Origin of the sequence: Microbacterium sp. WCS2018Hpa-9, from assembly GCF_031843745.1 — a bacterium.
Classification (GTDB): Bacteria; Actinomycetota; Actinomycetes; order Actinomycetales; family Microbacteriaceae; genus Microbacterium.
In genome coordinates this window covers 372,128-388,426 of the sequence record NZ_JAVTIY010000003.1, presented here as the reverse complement: position 1 = coordinate 388,426, position 16,299 = coordinate 372,128, and the positions used below count along the sequence as shown (strand labels likewise).

Annotated in this window: 18 protein-coding genes; 14 read left to right on the top strand and 4 right to left on the bottom strand. The window is 68.1% G+C overall.

Features of this window, described 5'->3' with window-relative positions:
- Position 1 precedes the first annotated feature (1 nt).
- Both RQG82_RS08565 and RQG82_RS08560 read left to right on the top strand, forming a co-directional pair.
- Positions 2-1,255, top strand: coding sequence for an aminotransferase class V-fold PLP-dependent enzyme (locus RQG82_RS08565; protein WP_311258669.1), 1,254 nt, complete (start codon positions 2-4; stop codon positions 1,253-1,255).
- The gene (locus RQG82_RS08560) at positions 1,245-2,162 is read left to right on the top strand and encodes a PaaX family transcriptional regulator C-terminal domain-containing protein (RefSeq protein ID WP_311258668.1); all 918 of its coding nucleotides are present in this window, start codon (positions 1,245-1,247) and stop codon (positions 2,160-2,162) included. Before RQG82_RS08565 ends, RQG82_RS08560 begins: the two co-directional genes overlap by 11 nt.
- Here RQG82_RS08560 and RQG82_RS08555 read toward each other — a convergent pair.
- Positions 2,140-3,138: a LacI family DNA-binding transcriptional regulator gene (locus tag RQG82_RS08555; RefSeq protein WP_311258667.1), complete on the bottom strand. Its 999-nt coding sequence runs from the start codon at positions 3,136-3,138 to the stop codon at positions 2,140-2,142. The genes RQG82_RS08560 and RQG82_RS08555 overlap by 23 nt on opposite strands.
- A 163-nt stretch (positions 3,139-3,301) precedes the next feature.
- Between RQG82_RS08555 and RQG82_RS08550 the strand changes: the two genes are divergently transcribed.
- From RQG82_RS08550 to RQG82_RS08535, 4 genes are read left to right on the top strand one after another with little or no spacing between them, the layout of a single operon-like run.
- On the top strand, positions 3,302-4,597 hold the full coding sequence (locus RQG82_RS08550) for an extracellular solute-binding protein (RefSeq protein ID WP_311258666.1): 1,296 nt from the start codon (positions 3,302-3,304) through the stop codon (positions 4,595-4,597).
- The gene (locus RQG82_RS08545; RefSeq protein ID WP_311258665.1) at positions 4,578-5,603 is read left to right on the top strand and encodes a sugar ABC transporter permease; all 1,026 of its coding nucleotides are present in this window, start codon (positions 4,578-4,580) and stop codon (positions 5,601-5,603) included. The genes RQG82_RS08550 and RQG82_RS08545 overlap by 20 nt, the downstream gene beginning before the upstream one ends.
- The gene (locus RQG82_RS08540) at positions 5,600-6,481 is read left to right on the top strand and encodes a carbohydrate ABC transporter permease (protein ID WP_311258664.1); all 882 of its coding nucleotides are present in this window, start codon (positions 5,600-5,602) and stop codon (positions 6,479-6,481) included. The genes RQG82_RS08545 and RQG82_RS08540 overlap by 4 nt, the downstream gene beginning before the upstream one ends.
- A 52-nt stretch (positions 6,482-6,533) precedes the next feature.
- Entirely contained in the window at positions 6,534-8,834 is a 2,301-nt protein-coding gene (locus RQG82_RS08535) for a glycoside hydrolase family 3 N-terminal domain-containing protein (RefSeq protein WP_311258811.1), read from the top strand.
- 52 nt (positions 8,835-8,886) lie between these two features.
- On the opposite strand, the gene RQG82_RS08530 is transcribed toward RQG82_RS08535, so the two are convergent.
- Together RQG82_RS08530 and RQG82_RS08525 are read right to left on the bottom strand one after the other, a co-directional pair.
- Entirely contained in the window at positions 8,887-9,513 is a 627-nt protein-coding gene (locus RQG82_RS08530) for a Type 1 glutamine amidotransferase-like domain-containing protein (protein ID WP_311258663.1), read from the bottom strand.
- Positions 9,514-9,610: 97 nt separating this feature from the next.
- Entirely contained in the window at positions 9,611-10,096 is a 486-nt protein-coding gene (locus tag RQG82_RS08525) for an FBP domain-containing protein (RefSeq protein ID WP_311258662.1), read from the bottom strand.
- Between the two features lie 312 nt (positions 10,097-10,408).
- On the opposite strand from RQG82_RS08525, the gene RQG82_RS08520 reads away from it, so the two are divergent.
- The 3 genes from RQG82_RS08520 (at position 10,409) to RQG82_RS08510 (ending at position 11,593) form a co-directional block, all read left to right on the top strand.
- Complete coding sequence (locus tag RQG82_RS08520; protein WP_311258661.1) at positions 10,409-10,756, top strand: hypothetical protein; 348 nt, start codon at positions 10,409-10,411, stop codon at positions 10,754-10,756.
- A 100-nt stretch (positions 10,757-10,856) separates the two neighbouring features.
- Positions 10,857-11,219: a hypothetical protein gene (locus RQG82_RS08515; RefSeq protein WP_311258660.1), complete on the top strand. Its 363-nt coding sequence runs from the start codon at positions 10,857-10,859 to the stop codon at positions 11,217-11,219.
- A gap of 167 nt (positions 11,220-11,386) precedes the next feature.
- Positions 11,387-11,593, top strand: a complete 207-nt coding sequence (locus tag RQG82_RS08510; protein WP_079113471.1) for a CsbD family protein — start codon at positions 11,387-11,389, stop codon at positions 11,591-11,593.
- A gap of 45 nt (positions 11,594-11,638) precedes the next feature.
- On the opposite strand, the gene RQG82_RS08505 is transcribed toward RQG82_RS08510, so the two are convergent.
- Positions 11,639-11,803: a hypothetical protein gene (locus RQG82_RS08505; protein WP_164481676.1), complete on the bottom strand. Its 165-nt coding sequence runs from the start codon at positions 11,801-11,803 to the stop codon at positions 11,639-11,641.
- A 123-nt stretch (positions 11,804-11,926) separates the two neighbouring features.
- On the opposite strand from RQG82_RS08505, the gene RQG82_RS08500 reads away from it, so the two are divergent.
- From RQG82_RS08500 to RQG82_RS08480, 5 genes are all read left to right on the top strand, one after another.
- Positions 11,927-12,193, top strand: a complete 267-nt coding sequence (locus RQG82_RS08500; RefSeq protein ID WP_311258659.1) for a Rho termination factor N-terminal domain-containing protein — start codon at positions 11,927-11,929, stop codon at positions 12,191-12,193.
- Positions 12,194-12,206: 13 nt separating this feature from the next.
- Positions 12,207-13,277 (top strand): YbdK family carboxylate-amine ligase, encoded by a 1,071-nt coding sequence (locus RQG82_RS08495; protein ID WP_311258658.1) that lies wholly within the window; start codon positions 12,207-12,209, stop codon positions 13,275-13,277.
- 38 nt (positions 13,278-13,315) lie between these two features.
- Positions 13,316-14,719, top strand: a complete 1,404-nt coding sequence (locus RQG82_RS08490; RefSeq protein WP_311258657.1) for an MFS transporter — start codon at positions 13,316-13,318, stop codon at positions 14,717-14,719.
- Positions 14,720-14,780: 61 nt separating this feature from the next.
- Positions 14,781-15,476 carry a DUF899 family protein gene (locus RQG82_RS08485; protein WP_311258656.1) on the top strand — a complete coding sequence of 232 codons (696 nt, stop codon included), beginning with the start codon at positions 14,781-14,783 and terminating at the stop codon, positions 15,474-15,476.
- Positions 15,380-16,285, top strand: coding sequence for an endo alpha-1,4 polygalactosaminidase (locus RQG82_RS08480; RefSeq protein ID WP_311258655.1), 906 nt, complete (start codon positions 15,380-15,382; stop codon positions 16,283-16,285). Before RQG82_RS08485 ends, RQG82_RS08480 begins: the two co-directional genes overlap by 97 nt.
- Positions 16,286-16,299 lie beyond the last annotated feature (14 nt).

The following is a 16,299-nucleotide window of genomic DNA, read 5'->3' as shown; positions in this document are numbered from 1 at the left end:
CATGACAGACACCCGCGACGCCGCGACCATCGAACGCTCGCTCCTCGACCTCGCCGGCGCCCTCGACGCCGCCGACCCGTTGCACGCCCACCTCGACGCATTCGCGGATGCTCCGGGCGTCGGCGCCTACCTCGACGGCAACTCGCTCGGACGACCGCTGAAAGACACTCCTGAGAAGCTCGCGGCGTTCGTGCGCGACGACTGGGGTACCCGCCTGATCCGCTCGTGGGACGAGCAGTGGATGGCGCTGCCGATGGAACTCGGCGATCGCATCGGCAGCCTCACGCTCGGCGCCGCTGCAGGCCAGACCGTCGTGGCCGATTCGACCAGCGTGCTCATCTACAAGCTGATGCGCGCCGCCGCGACCGCCGACCCGTCGCGCACCGAGCTCGTGATCGAGGCCGGCAACTTTCCCACCGACCGGTTCATGGCCGAGGGCGTCGCCGCCGAGACCGGCATGACGGTGCGCTGGATCGAGCCCGACCCGGTGCTCGGGGTGCAGATCGCCGACGTCGTCGCCGCCGTCTCAGAACGCACGGGCCTCGTCTCGCTCAGCCACGTCGACTACCGCTCCGGCGCCCTGGCCGACATGCCCGGCATCACGACCGCGGTGCACGAGGTCGGCGCCCTGATGATGTGGGACCTCTGCCACTCGGCCGGCGTGATCCCGATGCAGCTCGACGCCTGGGGCGTCGACATGGCGGTCGGATGCACGTACAAGTACCTCAACGGCGGCCCCGGCTCGCCGGCGTTCGCGTATCTGCGACGGGAACACCAGGGCGTGCTGCGTCAGCCGATCCAAGGCTGGTGGAGCGCCGCAGACATCTTCGCGATGGGACCGCAGTACGCGCCGGCCGGCGACATCCGGCAGCTGCTCAGCGGCACTCCCCCGATCACCTCGATGCTGGCGATGCAGGGCATGCTCGACCTCATCGAGCAGGCGTCGATCGAGGCGATCCGCGAGAAGTCGCTCTCCCTCACCGACTTCGCCGTGCGGGCCTACGACGAGGCCCTCGCCCCGCTCGGCGTGCGGCTGCTCAGCACGCGCGATGCCGCACTCCGAGGAAGCCACGTCACGATCGGCCACCCCGACTTCCGGGCGGTGACGCAGCGTCTGTGGGCCGACGGCATCATCCCCGACTTCCGCTTCCCCGACGGCATCCGCCTGGGGCTCTCGCCGCTCAGCACCTCGTACGTCGAGACGCTCACCGGCGTCCTCGCCGTGCGCGACGCCCTGGAGTCGCATGACCGCTGACACGGTCGCCGACGCAGCCATGGTCGCAGCCACGAACAGCAGCAGCGGCACCGACGCCGCCGTGGGCCCCGTGCTCGACGATATCGATGCACGCCCCGGCAGCACGGCATCGCTGCTGCGCACCCTGGTGGGGCTGTATCTGCGACCCCTCGGCGGCTGGATCTCGGCGGCCGATCTGGTCGCGCTCGCCGGCGATCTCGGCATTCCCGCGGCCCAGGCACGCACCGGCGTCACCCGCCTCAAGCAGAAGGGGCTGCTGCTCGCCGAGCGCAGACACGCAGTCGGCTATCGGCTCAATCCGGATGCCGCCACGATGCTCGAGCGGGGCGATCGACGCATCTTCGAGATGCGCGAGATGACCGATGCCGACAGCTGGTGCCTCATCTCGTTCTCGATGCCCGAGAGCGCCCGCGCCACGAGGCACCAGCTGCGCCGCCGCCTGCAGTGGATCGGCGCGGGCGTCGTGTCTCCCGCCCTGTGGATCTGTCCTGGACACCTTCAGGACGAGGTTCTCGAGATCGTCGACGACCTCGACGCCAGCGAGTGGGTGACGCTGTTCCAGGCCGGCACTCCGACGACCGCGCGCACCCTGCCGGAGGCGGCCGCGGACTGGTGGGACCTCGACGCCCTGCGCACCGAGCACCTCGAGTTCCAGTCCTCGCTCGAGACGCTTGCGCACGCACCGTTCGCCGCCTACGTGCAGCTGATCGACCGCTGGCGTGTGCTGCCCTACGTCGATCCGGGCCTGCCGCCCTCGATGCTGCCGGCTGACTGGCCGGGCAGGCGCAGCGTCGCCGAGTTCCTGCGGCTGTCGACGGAGCTGTCGGATGCCGCGTGGCAACGCGTGCGCGAAGTCACCGGAGCGGACGCCACACGGGCACAACTCACCTCGGCGGCGCGGTCGTAGCCCGCACCACCAGCCGCGTCGGCAGGATCACGTGCATCTCGTCGATCTCCTGCCCCGAGAGCAGCGTGAACACCATGTCTGCTGCGACGGCCCCGAGTTTGCGCATCGGCTGCTGGATCGTCGTGAGCGGCAGCGCCCTTCTGGTGGCCTCCGGCACGTCGTCGAACCCGATCACCGACAGATCGTCCGGAACCCGCAGACCCAGCTCGTGGGCGACATCGATCACCGCGATCGCCGAGAGATCGTTCGCCGCGAAGATCGCCGTCGGTCGAGACGCACCGCTCAGCATGATGCGTGCCGACTCCCTGGTGGCATCGAGCTCATAACGCCCGACGCCGACGAGTGACGGATCGAGTGGGATCCCCGCGTCGGAGAGGGCCCTGCGGTAGCCGGCGTCTCGGAGCCCGGCAGATCTGAGATCGGGTCGGCCCGCGACGAAGCCGATCCGGCGGTGGCCCAGCTCGATCAGGTGTCTGGTCGCGGCGAGCGCGCCGCCGAAGCTGTCGGATTCGACCGTGGGCAGATCAGCCCGGCCCGTGTGGGGATCGATCGCGACCACCGGGATCTCGGTGCCGGCGCTGACGACCGTCGGGGTGACCATGATCGCCGCATCGATCAACGTGCCTGAGAGCCTGCTCAGCGATCGCCGCTCCCAGCCGTCGCCTGCGCCGAGGTGCGACCCGCTGTAGGCGAGCAGGTCGAACGCCGTGTCGTGCACGGCCGAGCCGACGCCTTTGAGGATCTCGGCGCTGAAGGGCTCGAAGTCCGCCAGGAGCACGCCGATCACACCCGTGCGCCGCGCCCTCATGCTGCTCGCGACGAGGCTCGACTCGTAGCCGAGCTCCTTCACCGTGTCGAGGACGCGCTGCACTGTGGCATCCGCGATCCCGTATCGGCCGTTCACCGCCTTCGAGACGGTCGACACCGACACTCCTGCCGCTTTCGCGACGTCGTGGATCGTCGTTCGTGCCCCCATGACACGCCAGCGTAGCCGCGCGCCGTGAGACATGGAAACTGTTTTCGAAAACGTTTGACGATTCTCTCGGCCGACAGAAGACTCATCCCACTGCGGTCTCACCCGAGTGTCCGCATGCGCCCCGCAACGACGCGGTGCGCAACTCGATGAGGAGAACGATCACATGAACAGCAGAAGGCTCCCCCTCGCCTCCGCGGTCGCAGCAATGGCCGTCGGAGCGCTCGCGCTCTCGGGCTGCACCGCAGACTCGTCTGGCACCGGCGACGGCGGCGACACCAGCATGACCCTCTGGCACAACTCCACGACCGGCCCAGGGGTGGAGTTCTGGGAACAGACGGTCGCCGATTTCGAGAAGGACAATCCGGGTGTCACGATCGACATCCAGTCGATCCAGAACGAGGATCTCGACGGCAAGCTGCAGACGGCCCTCAACTCGGGAGACGCTCCCGACATCTTCCTGCAGCGCGGCGGCGGCAAGATGGCCGCGATGGTGAAGGCCGGCCAACTGAAGGACCTCACCGATGCGATCTCCGGCCCCGCAGCCGAAGAGATCCCCGACGCCTCCTACGGGGCGAACAGCCTCGACGGCAAGATCTACGCCATGCCTGTCGCCGTGCTGCCCGGCGGCCTCTTCTACAGCCAGGACCTCTTCGATCAGGCGGGGATCACCGAGAACCCGACGACGCTCGACGAGCTCGAAGAGGCGACGGTCGCACTCAAGGGCGCCGGCATCGACCCGATCGCGCTGGGCGCGAAGGACGCCTGGCCGGCCGCGCACTGGTACTACTGGCTCGCCTTGCGCGAGTGCAGCTCGGACACCCTCGCCAAGGCCGCCGACGAGATGGACTTCACCGACGAGTGCTGGGTACGCGCCGGTGAAGACCTGAAGGAGTTCGCCGAGACCGAGCCCTTCAACTCGGGCTTCCTGACGACCCCCGCTCAGCAGGGCGCAGGCAGCTCTGCGGGCCTGATCGCCAACCACCAGGCCGCCATGGAGCTCATGGGCGCGTGGAACCCCGGCGTCATCGGCTCTCTCACCCCTGACGAGAAGCCGCTGGCCGACCTCGGCTGGTTCCCGTTCCCCGAGGTCGACGGCGGAGACGGCGAACCCGGTTCGATGATGGGCGGCGTCGACGGCTACTCGTGCTCGGTCGATGCACCCGACGCCTGCGTCGACTTCTTGAACTACATCGGCACCTCGGACGTGCAGACGGCGTACTACAAGGCCTTCAACGCCCCGCCGGTCAACACCGTCGCGCAGGAGGCCGTCACCGAGCCCTACCTGCAGACGATCCTCGAGGCGTACAACGCGGCTCCGTACGCGACGCAGTGGCTCGACACGGTCTACGGCCAGAACGTGGGCAATGCGTTGAACGTCGCGGTGGTCGATCTGCTCGCGGGCAACAGCAGCGCCGAGGACCTGGTCAAGGCTGTGCAGGATGCCGCAGCGAAAGCGTGACACGCGTGCCCGGCTGGAAGTGATGCTTCTGGCCGGGCCCGCCCTGCTCGTCTTCCTCGCCTTCGTCATCTTCCCGGTGCTGATGGCGGCGTACTACGGGTTCTTCAGCTGGCAGGGCTACGGCCCGCCCACCGATTTCGTCGGGTTGAAGAACTACCTCACGATCCTTCAGGATCCCCTCTTCCACGACGCGCTCGCGCACAACGGCTTCATCCTGGTGTTCTCCCTCGTGCTCCAGGGTCCGGTCGCCATCGTGCTGGCGCTGCTGCTGAACCGCAAGATGCGAGGCCAGTCGCTGATCCGCGTGCTGATCTTCGTGCCCTACGTGATCTCCGAGGTCGTCGTGGGCACGGGGTGGAGCCTGATGCTGCAGACCAACGGCGCGCTCAACGCGATGCTGACCAACATGGGTCTGGGTTTCCTGGCGACCGACTGGCTGTCGGACCCCGGGATCGCGATCTGGACGCTGATGGCGATCATCACCTGGAAGTACGTCGGCTTCGCGGTCATCCTGTTCCTCGCCGGACTGCAGGGCATTCCCGAGGAGCTGAACGAGGCCGCGGCCATCGACGGCGCGTCCTACTGGCAGATCCAGTGGCGGATCACGCTGCCGCTGCTCGCACCCACCCTGCGCATCTGGGCGTTCCTGTCGATCATCGGCTCGCTGCAGCTGTTCGACCTCGTCTACATCATCTGGGGGCAGTACATCGCATCCACCGCCGGCACCTCGACCATGGCGACCTACATGGTCTCTGAGGGGCGCAACGCCGGCAACTACGGCTACGGCAATGCGGTCGCGGTCGTGCTCTTCCTCATCTCGCTCGTGGTCGCCCTCATCTATCAGCGCGCGGTGCTGCGCAAGGACACGGACGGCGCTCTCACCGGCGCATCGGGCAGGAAGAAGAACGCCCGATCGCGTGCGCGGCAGAACACCGCGCTGCAGGATGCCGGCGCAGACGTCGACACGGCTGCAGACGCCACCACACAGAAGGAGTCCGTCCGATGACCGCCACCTCGGTGCTCGTCACCCAGCGCAAGGCTCGCTCGGGTCGCGCCGCGAAGCCTCGGCTGCCGTGGGCAAACCCCGCCGTGTACTTCGTCGCGCTGATCGCGGTCGGTCTGATGCTGGCGCCCATCGCCTACATCATCACCGGCGGGTTCCGCACGAACGCGCAGATCACGACCGATCCATCCGGGTTCCCGCAGCCGTGGGTGGTGTCGAACTACCTCGACGTTCTCACCGGCAGCGTGTTCTGGCGGCTCGTGGGCAACTCGACGATCGTCGCGCTCGCGACCACCGTCGGCACGGTGGCCCTGGGGCTGATGGCGGCGTACGTGCTCGCTCGGTACCGGTTCGCCGGCCGCGGGGTGCTCTATGCGTTCTTCGCCGCCGGGCTGATGTTCCCCCTGACCGTGGCGATCACCCCGCTCTACATCGTGGTGCGCAGTCTCGGCCTGATGAACTCGCTCGGCGGAGTGATCCTGCCCCAGATCGCGTTCGCGCTGCCGACGACGATCATCATCCTCGTGCCGTTCCTGCGCGCGATCCCCGACGAGATCCAGGAGGCCGCGTTCATCGACGGATGCAGTCGCATCGGGTTCTTCTGGCGGATGGTGCTACCGCTTTCGCTCCCCGGAGTCATCACCACCGGCATTCTGGCGTTCATCGGCAGCTGGAACGGCTACCTCCTGCCGCTGTTCATCCTCAACGACGATGCCGCGTTCACGCTGCCGCTCGGCGTGCAGTCCTTCGCATCCCAATACTCCGTGGACACCGCGAAAGTGCTCGCGTTCACATCACTGTCGATGATCCCCGCGCTGATCTTCTTCAGCCTGTTCGAGCGGCGCATCGTGGGAGGGCTGACCGGTGCAGTCAAGGGCTGATGCGGTCGCCGTCGCGACACCCCACGTCGACGAGAACGAGAAAGAGAACATGATGTTGCAGCCCGCAGGCTCCGCGCCGCACTCCCCCCGCGTCGAGGCGCTCCTCGCCCGCATGACTCTGGAAGAGAAGCAGGCGCAGCTCGTCGGCTTCTGGGTCGACCAGGGCGTCGACGTGGTCGCCCCGATGTCGGGCGAGAAGAAGAGCTCGACGCGCTACGAGGACGCCTCAGTGCACGGGATCGGTCACCTCACCCGCGTGTACGGCACCCGTCCCGTCGACCCCGTCGAGCGGGCGGCGTGGCTGTGGACCGAGCAGCGCCGTCTGCAGCAGCAGACGCGGCTGGGGATCCCGGCGCTCGTGCACGAGGAGTGCCTGACGGGTCTCGCCGCCTGGAAGGCGGCGACGTTCCCGACGCCGCTGGCGTGGGGCGCGGCTTTCGACCCCGAGCTGGTCGAGGAGGTCGGCCGAGCGATCGGCTCATCGATGCGCTCCCTCGGGATCCATCAGGGCCTGGCTCCGGTGCTCGACGTCATCCGCGACCCCCGCTGGGGTCGGGTAGACGAGTGCATCGCCGAAGACCCCCTGGTCGTCGGGCGGGTGGGCACCGCCTATGTCCGTGGCCTGCAGTCCGAGGGCGTGCACGCGACCCTCAAGCACTTCATCGGGTACTCCGCTTCGAGGGCGGGACGCAACCACGCCCCCGTGAGCGCGGGGCAGCGCGAGATCGAGGACGTGCTGCTTCCGCCGTTCGAGATGGCGATCCGCGAGGGCGGTGCTCGCAGCGTGATGAACTCCTACGTCGACATCGACGGCGTGCCCGTCACCGCCGACGCGCGCTATCTCACCGGCATCCTGCGCGACCGATGGGGGTTCGACGGAGTGGTCGTGTCGGACTACTTCGCGGTCGACTTCCTGCACAGCATGCACCGCGCCGCCGCCGACTCTGCCGAGGCAGCCAGGCTCGCGCTCACCGCGGGAATCGACGTCGAGCTGCCCTCTCCCGACGCCTTCGTCACCCTCGCCGAGCAGGTGCGCGACGGTCGGCTCTCGTCAGAGATGATCGACAGGGCGGTGGGCCGGGTGCTCGCGCAGAAAGAGGAGCTCGGACTGCTGGATGCCGACTTCGACACCCCTCCGACTGACATCGATCTCGACCCGGCCGAGCATCGAGCGCTCGCACGGCGTCTTGCCGAAGAGTCGATCGTGCTGCTGAGCAACGACGGCACACTCCCCCTCGCGCCGACGACGACCTCGCGGATCGCAGTGATCGGCCCCAACGCCGACAGCGCCGAAGCGCTGATGGGCTGCTATTCGTTCGTCAATCACGTGCTCGCCCACCACCCCGACACCCCTGCGGGCATCGATCTGCCCACAGTCACCGGATCACTGCGCGACGAGTTCCCCTCGGCCGAGATCACCTCCACGATCGGATGCGAGGTCGACGGCGCCGACCGCTCCGGCATCCCCGCCGCGGTCGACGCCGCCGCTGCGGCTGACGTCGCGATCGTCGTCGTGGGCGACCGCGCCGGACTCTTCGGACGAGGAACCGTCGGCGAGGGCAACGACGTCGACGACCTCGAACTCCCCGGCATCCAGCGTGAACTGGTCGAGGCCGTCGTCGCAACCGGCACTCCGGTGATCCTGATCGCGATGACCGGGCGTCCGTACGTTCTCGACTGGGCGCTGCCTGCCCGCGCGGGTGCCGCCGGGACCATGACCGGGCTCGGAGCGGTCGATGCGTCGGCCTCGACGAGCACCGCGTCTGCGGGGATCCCCGCAGCGGTGCTGCAGACGTTCTTCCCCGGCGAGGAGGGCGGCCCCGCTCTCGCGCGTCTGCTGAGCGGGCGCGTCGCACCGTCGGGCCGCCTGCCTGTCTCGCTGCCGCGGTCGGCCGGGGCGCAGCCCTATTCGTATCTGCACCCTGTGCTCGGCGGACGCACTGATGTCACCAGCGCCGACTCCACCCCGGTGCGGCCCTTCGGCTTCGGCCTGAGCTACACCGCCTTCGCGCACGACGAGCTCTCCGCGCCCGAGTCGATCGCCCCCGGCGAGACGTTGCGGGCGACGGTGCGGGTGCGCAACACCGGCGAGGTCGCGGCGACGGATGTCGTGCAGCTGTATGCGCACGACGAGGTCGCCAGTGTGACCCGCCCGATCGCGCAGCTGCTGGACTTCCGACGGGTCGCGCTCGCACCAGGTGCCGATGCGCTCGTCGAGTTCGACGTGCCGATCGACCGGCTCGCCTTCACGGGGCTCGACGGTGTGAGGCGCGTCGAACCGGGCGCGATCCGCCTCTGGGTCGGAAGCGCCTGCGACGACGAGGAGACGGTGGCGCGACTCGAGATCGTGTGAGGGGGGTCGTGTGAGGGGATCGTGTGAGGCGGGGTCGTGTGAAGCTCGGCTCCTACGGATTCGAGTCGACCATCGTCTCGCGATCGCCCTCGATCAGCAGCGCCTGATCGTCACGCAGCAGCAGCAGCCGGTGGGTCGATCCGTACGTCGCGACCGTCTCGCTGATGAGCGCGGGCGGGTAGTGCGGCAGCATCCCGTCGGCGTGCGGGATCACCGTCTGACCCATCAGCCCCAATCCCCTGTGGTCCGTCAGTGCGGGCCCGTCATGCGGGTCGTCCATGAGCGACGCCGGGGTGATGTCGGGGCCCACGATGATCGCGCCTGCGCTCAGGCCGATGTAGGGCAGCCCATCTCGCACGCGTCTGACGAGCACCTCGTCGCTGCCCGTTACTCTGAGCGATTCGAGCAGGGCGAAGGTGCTTCCGCCTGCCACGTAGACGGCGTCGACGCCGTCGAGCGTCGACTCGAAGTCGGATGGCGTGGTGTGCCGGACCGTGATGTCGACGAGCTCGTGACCGAGGACCTCGATCGCGCGACGTTCGGCCTGAACGAAGGGCGCGTCGGCATATGCGTCCTGGGCATCGCCGACGTAGGCGATCCGCAGCGCCGCACCCGACGACGCGGGGTCGAGGAACGAGCGCATCGCGCCGGGATTGAGCGAGAGGAGAAGGAGCTTCACCAGCCCATCGTACGGACGGCATAGGACATCGAGGAGACGCTCGAGGATGATGCCTGCACGGAGTGCCATGCTCCGTGCAGGCACCTGTCCTCGGCGGTCAGCCCTTCACAGACGTGATGAAGGCGCTCACATGCTCCTGCAGCTTGAGGATGCGCAGCTCGCGCGCGAGCTCCCGGTCGTAGCCGTCGTAGGCCAGCGGCGGCAGCATCCGCACATTCTGCGAACACCCGAACTCTGCACACACGAGGGTGCCGATGCTGTCGCCCTTGCGGCCGGCAGGGCCGGCCTTGCGTGCCACGTAGAGCTGCACGTCGTTGCGCAGGGTGACGTCGTCGCACCACGAGCACTGGGCTCGCGAGATCACGCGCTGCTCGGCTCGTTGAAGGATCACTCCGGTGACGACGTCATCGACCCACGCCACGACGTACGAGCGACGAGGCAGTTTGGGGTCGACCCAGCCGAGGTAGTCGAGCTTCTCGACGTCGAGTTCGGCGAAGCCGGGCGGCAGTGTGAGGTCGGAGACCTCTTTGCGGGAGGCGTTGATGAAGGAGGCGCGCAGCGCGCGCTCGTCGATGGGACGCATGAGAAGAGTGCTTTCGTGTGGGCCGCGGGGTGCGGCAGAGGAGAGTCAAAGGGCGACATCACGACGGATGCCGGGTACGACGTGGCTCCGGGGACGGGATGTTCCGCCTCCGGCCGATCGTCAGCCTCTGTCCGTGGCGCTCAACGCGCCCACGGCTCCCCACTGCGCTCTATCCGAGATCCGGAGAGCACTCTTCGACAACAGCACCCGGCGAGTCTACGCCCGTTTGTTTCACACCGTGTCGGCGCGGGTTCCCTCTCTCGCGAGGCCGACCTACTCTTGCCGGAACGTCCGCTCACGAAGGAGACCACCTTGTCCACGCCGCTGAACCACCTTTCGCCCCTCTCGGTGCGTGAGCGTTCTGCGTGCATGTGCCGCCACGGCTTCGCCTGCTCCTCCTTCGAAGCGGGTCACGCGCTGCACCTGATTCAGGCGCGCATCGCTTCGGCGACGCCGAGCGAATGGGCCGACGCGATCGTCGAGCACGCGGACGTGTCTACCGGAGACCTGATCGTGCGCACGCTCGACGGCACCACGCACACACTGTGGAACGCCTCGAGCGCAGCGCTCGAGGCCCCCGTGGGCACGCCGATCGCCCTCCACGCGCGTTACGGCGTGCTGGCAGTCGGCCGCACGCAGTTCAACGTCGCGCTCGGCTGAGCACCTCTGCGTTGCCGGGACCGCTCAGGCGGTCGCCATCATCATGTCCTTGACGGCCATGCACGCGTCCATGCAGTCCTTGCATGCCTGAGCGCACATCTTGCAGACCTCGCTGTTGTCGGCGTGTTGCATGCACTCGTCCATGCAGGTCTGGCACATCGCGATGCAGGCGTCGAGCATGGCCATCATCGACGCGGGGGTCATGCCCTGCATCCGCATCATCGACCGCATCATGGTGTTGCACATGTCGGCGCAGTTCATGCATGCGGGCGAGCAGTCCATCATCTGCGTCGAGCACACCGTGCACGCCTGCTCACAGGCCGAACACGCATCCATGCAGGCCTGCATGACAGACATGTCCATCGTCGCCATGTCAGGCATCGACATCATGTTCGAGCGCATGGCGCCCATCATCATCGAGTCCATGTTCTACCGCTTCCGTCGTCGACCGCAGCCGAGGTGAGAGCGGGCAGGACCACCCGCCTGGGGCCAGGTTAGTCGTGTGCGGCATCTACGTCGATGCCTCGCGGACGCTGTCACGAGTGCTCGCCGTTGTCAATCCCGTGTGCAGGATTCTCGACCCGTGCGACCGTGGAGGGACATTGATCGACTGATGAAAGGAAGAGCCCCATGAGTGGAGCAGACGACATCAAGAACGCAGCGGAGAAGGCTGGCGGAAAGATCAAGGAGGGCGTCGGAAAGGCGACCGACAACGAGAAGCTCGAAGCCGAGGGCCGCGGCGATCAGGCGAAGGCCTCCGCCAAGCAGGCCGGCGAGAACGTGAAGGACGCCGCCAAGAACGTCGGCGACAACCTGCGCGACAGCTCCAGGGACTGATCGCGAACGGAGTGAGGCCCGCCTGAGCGGGCCTCACTGCGCGGATCAGCGGGTGCGGTTGCCCGAGATCGCTCGGATCAACCAGGCGATGACGGCAATGGCCAGCAGCACCAGGCCGACCCACAGGAGGAACTGCAGGGACTGCACGAGCCCGCCTGTGATCGCCAGGATGATGGCAACGACGATGATGATGATCAGCAGGATGTTCATCGGTCTTCCCTTCTCGGGGCGCGGGGGAGGCGCCCATCTACGGTCACCTAACCTAGACCGCTTCACCCCATGACCCGAGGGCCTTGACTCGGGCCTTCCCGCCGTGCGAGAGGAGCAGACGACGTGCCAGGACGCAGGAACAACTCGCTGAAGGATCCCGAGCTGTACGAAGAGCTCCGGGACGACGGCGCCTCGAAGGAGAAAGCCGCCCGCATCTCGAACGCTGCCGCTCGCGACGGCCGCAGCGCCGTCGGTCGCCGGGGTGGCGAGCACGGCGACTACGAGGATTGGACCGTCGAGCAACTGCGCACGCGCGCGAAGGAGATCGGGTTGACCGGCTACAGCCGCAAGCGCAAGGCCGAGCTCGTCGCGGCTCTGCGCGATCACTAGGGCCTCGCCGTACATGGCCCGGTTCGGCATCGAAGAAGAATTCGTGCTGCTCGATGAGCAGACACTCGTCCCCTCGGCGCTGAGCGCGGCCACGAGGGAACGCCTGCCCGAGGATGCTGCTGCGGGCCTCACCCCCGAGTACCTCACCTGTCAGCTCGAGTCGGCGACGTCGCCGTCGACCACCAGAGCGGATGCCGAGACGCAGCTGCGCCGCACGCGCAGCCTGATCGGCACGTATGCCGCGGATCAGGGCGCGATCATGGCATCCACCGGAACGCCGTTCATCTCACCGAACCGGTTCACAGTGGTCTCCTCGCCGCACTACGACGCGGTCGCTGCGCAGCTCGTCGAGATCACCCGCGAGCACGAGGTCAACGGACTGCACGTCCACGTCGAGGAGGTGGATGACGAAGAGCGCATCCGCGTGCTCAACCGCGTGCGCGCCTGGCTTCCGACATTGCTGGCACTCACCGGCAACGCGCCGTTCACGCACGGCAGGGATTCGGGGTTCGCCAGCTGGCGCAGCATCCTCATCCGGCGACTGCCGTCGTCGTGGAGCCCGCCGCACTTCCGCGACCTCGACGCCTACCGCGCGCACGTCGACCAGCTCGTCGCGATGGAGGCGATCGCCGACGCCAGCTCGCTGTCGTGGGCCATCCGTCTCTCCGAGCGGTTCCCGACCGTCGAGGTGCGGGTCTTCGACGCGCAGCTGACGGTCGACGACACCCTGCTCGCCGCGGCCCTCACCCGCGCCCTCATGGTGAGTGACGCGATCGACGACGCACCCGAGATCGGCGTCGACGCGGTCGACGCCTCGCTGTGGACGGCGGCGCGGTACGGAACCGAGGCACGCCTCATCGACCCGGCGAGCGGTGAGATCGCGCCGTTCTGGAACGTCGCGACCGCGCTGCTCGACAGACTGCGTCCGACGCTCGCCCGCCTGGGCGACGAGGACTTCGTCGGGGACGGCATCGCCCGCATCCGCGCCGACGGCACGGGAGCCGACCGGCAGCGCAGGGCCTATTCCGACCACGGCACGGCGGGTCTGCGCGAGCTGTATCGCGCGAGCACGGAGACCACCTGACCGCCCCCGATGTCCCCTGGCGGCAGTAGTGTCGCCGTGTGGCATCCTCTCGCTTTGCGCCGCTGCAGCGGCTCGTGATCTCGGTCGCCGTCCTCGCGTCCTTCGTGACCTTCCTCGACGGCACGGTCGTGACGGTCGCCCTTCCCGCTATCAGCGATGAACTCGGCGGCGGCATCACCACCCAGCAGTGGGTGGTCGACGCGTATCTCATCACCCTCAGCGCGCTGATCCTGCTCGCGGGTTCGCTGTCGGACGCCTACGGCCGGGTGCTCGTGATGCGCATCGGCCTCATCGCCTTCGGAGTCGCATCCGTCGCGGTCGCCGCGGCACCCGATCCCCTCATCCTGATCATCGCGCGAGCGGCACAGGGAGCGGCCGGTGCTCTGCTGGTGCCGAGCTCGCTCGCGCTGATCACCGCGACCATGCGCGCCGACGTGCAGTCACGGGCGATCGGCGTCTGGACGGCGTTCACCACCGCCGCGCAGCTGGTCGGCCCGCTGCTCGGCGGACTCTTCGTCGACTTCCTGTCGTGGCGATTCGTCTTCCTCATCAACGTCGTGCCGATCGCCGTCACGCTCGTGCTGCTCTCGCGTCTGAAGCTGCAGGAGCACCCGAGCGGGGTGCGCGTCGACTGGCTCAGCGGCGCCCTGTGCGCGATCGGTCTCGGCGCGGTCGTGTTCGCGCTGATCGAGCAGCCGAACCTCGGGTGGCAGTCCCCCGCCATCTGGCTGCCCGGCGTGATCGGAGCCGCCCTGTTCGCCTGGTTCCTGGTGCGACAGCAGCGGTCTGAGTCGCCGCTCATGCCGCTCTCGCTGTTCCGGGTGCGCGACTTCGCGTGGGGCAACCTCGCCACCCTCTTCGTCTATGCCGCCCTGTCACTGAACGGCTTCGTCGTGGGCGTCTACCTGCAGCAGGGAGCCGGTCTCAGCGCCACCGCAGCCGGCCTCGCGAGCCTGCCGATGACGATCCTGATGATCCTGCTCAGCTCGCGCGCAGGCTCATGGGCCGGGCGCTTCGGCCCGCGCATCTTCATGACCGTCGGACCGCTCATCATGGCCGTCGGCGCGCTCATGCTGCTGTTCGTCGGCGAGGACTTCGACTACTGGTGGCAGGTGCTGCCGGCGATGATCGTGCTCGGTCTCGGCCTCTCGCTCACCGTGGCGCCGCTCACCTCGGCGATCCTCGGCGCCATCGACGAGTCGCGCTCGGGCATCGCCTCCGCGGTGAACAACGCGGTCTCGCGCGTCGCCGGACTGCTCGTCGTCGCCATGCTGTCGACCATCATCGGTGGCACGCTCGACCTCGCGGGCTTCCACAACGCGGCCTGGGTCACGGCAGCGCTGCTCGTGCTCGGCGGGGTCGTGTCGTGGATCGGCATCCGGCGCAATCCGGCCGAAGAGGTCGAGACGCCGGCGGTCGACGCCCCTTCGCCGATCGGTTGACGATGTCGGTGGGCGGGCGCACACTGGGTGCACCGTCTTCCCGAGCATCCGGAGGTCCACCGTGAGCACGACCCAGACGCCCCTTCCGCCCGTCGTCGACGCCGACACGTGGCGCCGCGAGCTCGACGCACTGCGTGTGCGAGAGAAGGCGGCGACGCGAGAGCTCGATGCGATCGCGGCGCAGCGCAGGCGGATGCCGATGGTCGAGCTGCCCGACTACGTGCTCGTCGGGGCCGACGGGCCGGTGCGTCTGCCGGAGATCTTCGACGAGCATCGACAGCTCATCGTCTACAACCACATGTGGACCGACGGCAACGAGTGGCAGTGCCCCGGGTGCACCGGGTTCACGTCGCAGTTCACGCGGCTCGACTTTCTCGAGCGGTACTACGACGCGCGCTTCGTGATCGTCACCAACGGCCCGATCGAGGAGGCACTGGCCTACCGCGACCGGGTGGGCAATCGCATGACGTGGTTCTCGAGCTCCGACAGCACGTTCGGCGCCGACATGGATGCCGGTCCGAACGAGGGCTTCGGCGTGAACGTGTTCCTCCGCGACGGCGACACCGTGTATCGCACCTGGCACACGAACGGACGCGGCACCGAGCGCATGAGTCAGCTTCAGGGGCTGGTCGACCTCCTCCCTTACGGCCGGCAGGAGGAGTGGGAGGACTCCCCGGCCGGGTGGCCCCAGCACGGCACGTACGATCAGGGGATGGGTTCGAAAGAGATCGCCGCACTGTACGGGGCCGGCAACTGAGGCGGGCGACCGCGGTCTTCACTGTCACCGCACTGATCCTCGCGCTCTCGGGATGCGTCACGACCATCTCCGATCCACCTGCGTCCTTCTCGCCCCCACCCGCAGGTGAGATCCCCGACTACCAGCTCGGCGGAGCCTACGCACCCGCCGATGGTGTCGGCATCGTCGGGCGGGACCGCTCGGATGACCCCGCCGAGGGGCTCTACTCGATCTGCTACGTGAACGGATTCCAGACCCAGCCGAGTGAACTCGACACCTGGCCCGATGACCTGGTGCTGCAGAGCGACGGCGAGCCCGTGTTCGACCCCGACTGGCCCGATGAAGCGCTGCTCGACACGTCGACCGACGACCGCCGCGAGCGCATCGCCGAGATCGTCGGTCCGTGGATCGAGGGGTGTGCCGAATCGGGGTTCGAGGCGGTGGAGTTCGACAACCTCGACTCGTACACACGCTCTGACGGCGCGCTCACCCTCGATGACAACCTCGCCCTCGCGGCGCTGCTCGTCGACGTCGCACATGACTCCGGGCTCGCCGCCGGGCAGAAGAACGCCGCCGAGGATGCGCCCCTGCTGCGCGAGCGCGCCGGGTTCGACTTCGCGGTGGTCGAGGAGTGCTCCGTCTATCAGGAGTGCGGAGCCTTCACCGATGTCTACGGCGACGCCGTGATCGACATCGAGTACTCCGATGAGCTGCCGCGGTCGTTCGCCGAGATGTGCTCCGACGACGAGGCGCCCGCGTCGATGGTGCTGCGGGATCGCGACCTCGTCACGCCGGGGCACGAGGAGTACGTGTTCGAGACGTGCTCCTGATCGCTCGGGCCTCG

Coding starts and splice junctions, on each gene's coding strand:
- RQG82_RS08510 (WP_079113471.1), top strand. CDS start 11,387: ATGAGTGGAGCAGACGACATCAAGAACGCAGCGGAGAAGGCTGGCGGA.
- RQG82_RS08495 (WP_311258658.1), top strand. CDS start 12,207: ATGGCCCGGTTCGGCATCGAAGAAGAATTCGTGCTGCTCGATGAGCAG.
- RQG82_RS08540 (WP_311258664.1), top strand. CDS start 5,600: ATGACCGCCACCTCGGTGCTCGTCACCCAGCGCAAGGCTCGCTCGGGT.
- RQG82_RS08505 (WP_164481676.1), bottom strand. CDS start 11,803: ATGAACATCCTGCTGATCATCATCATCGTCGTTGCCATCATCCTGGCG.
- RQG82_RS08525 (WP_311258662.1), bottom strand. CDS start 10,096: ATGCGTCCCATCGACGAGCGCGCGCTGCGCGCCTCCTTCATCAACGCC.
- RQG82_RS08545 (WP_311258665.1), top strand. CDS start 4,578: ATGCCGCAGCGAAAGCGTGACACGCGTGCCCGGCTGGAAGTGATGCTT.
- RQG82_RS08565 (WP_311258669.1), top strand. CDS start 2: ATGACAGACACCCGCGACGCCGCGACCATCGAACGCTCGCTCCTCGAC.
- RQG82_RS08555 (WP_311258667.1), bottom strand. CDS start 3,138: ATGGGGGCACGAACGACGATCCACGACGTCGCGAAAGCGGCAGGAGTG.
- RQG82_RS08535 (WP_311258811.1), top strand. CDS start 6,534: ATGTTGCAGCCCGCAGGCTCCGCGCCGCACTCCCCCCGCGTCGAGGCG.
- RQG82_RS08550 (WP_311258666.1), top strand. CDS start 3,302: ATGAACAGCAGAAGGCTCCCCCTCGCCTCCGCGGTCGCAGCAATGGCC.
- RQG82_RS08560 (WP_311258668.1), top strand. CDS start 1,245: ATGACCGCTGACACGGTCGCCGACGCAGCCATGGTCGCAGCCACGAAC.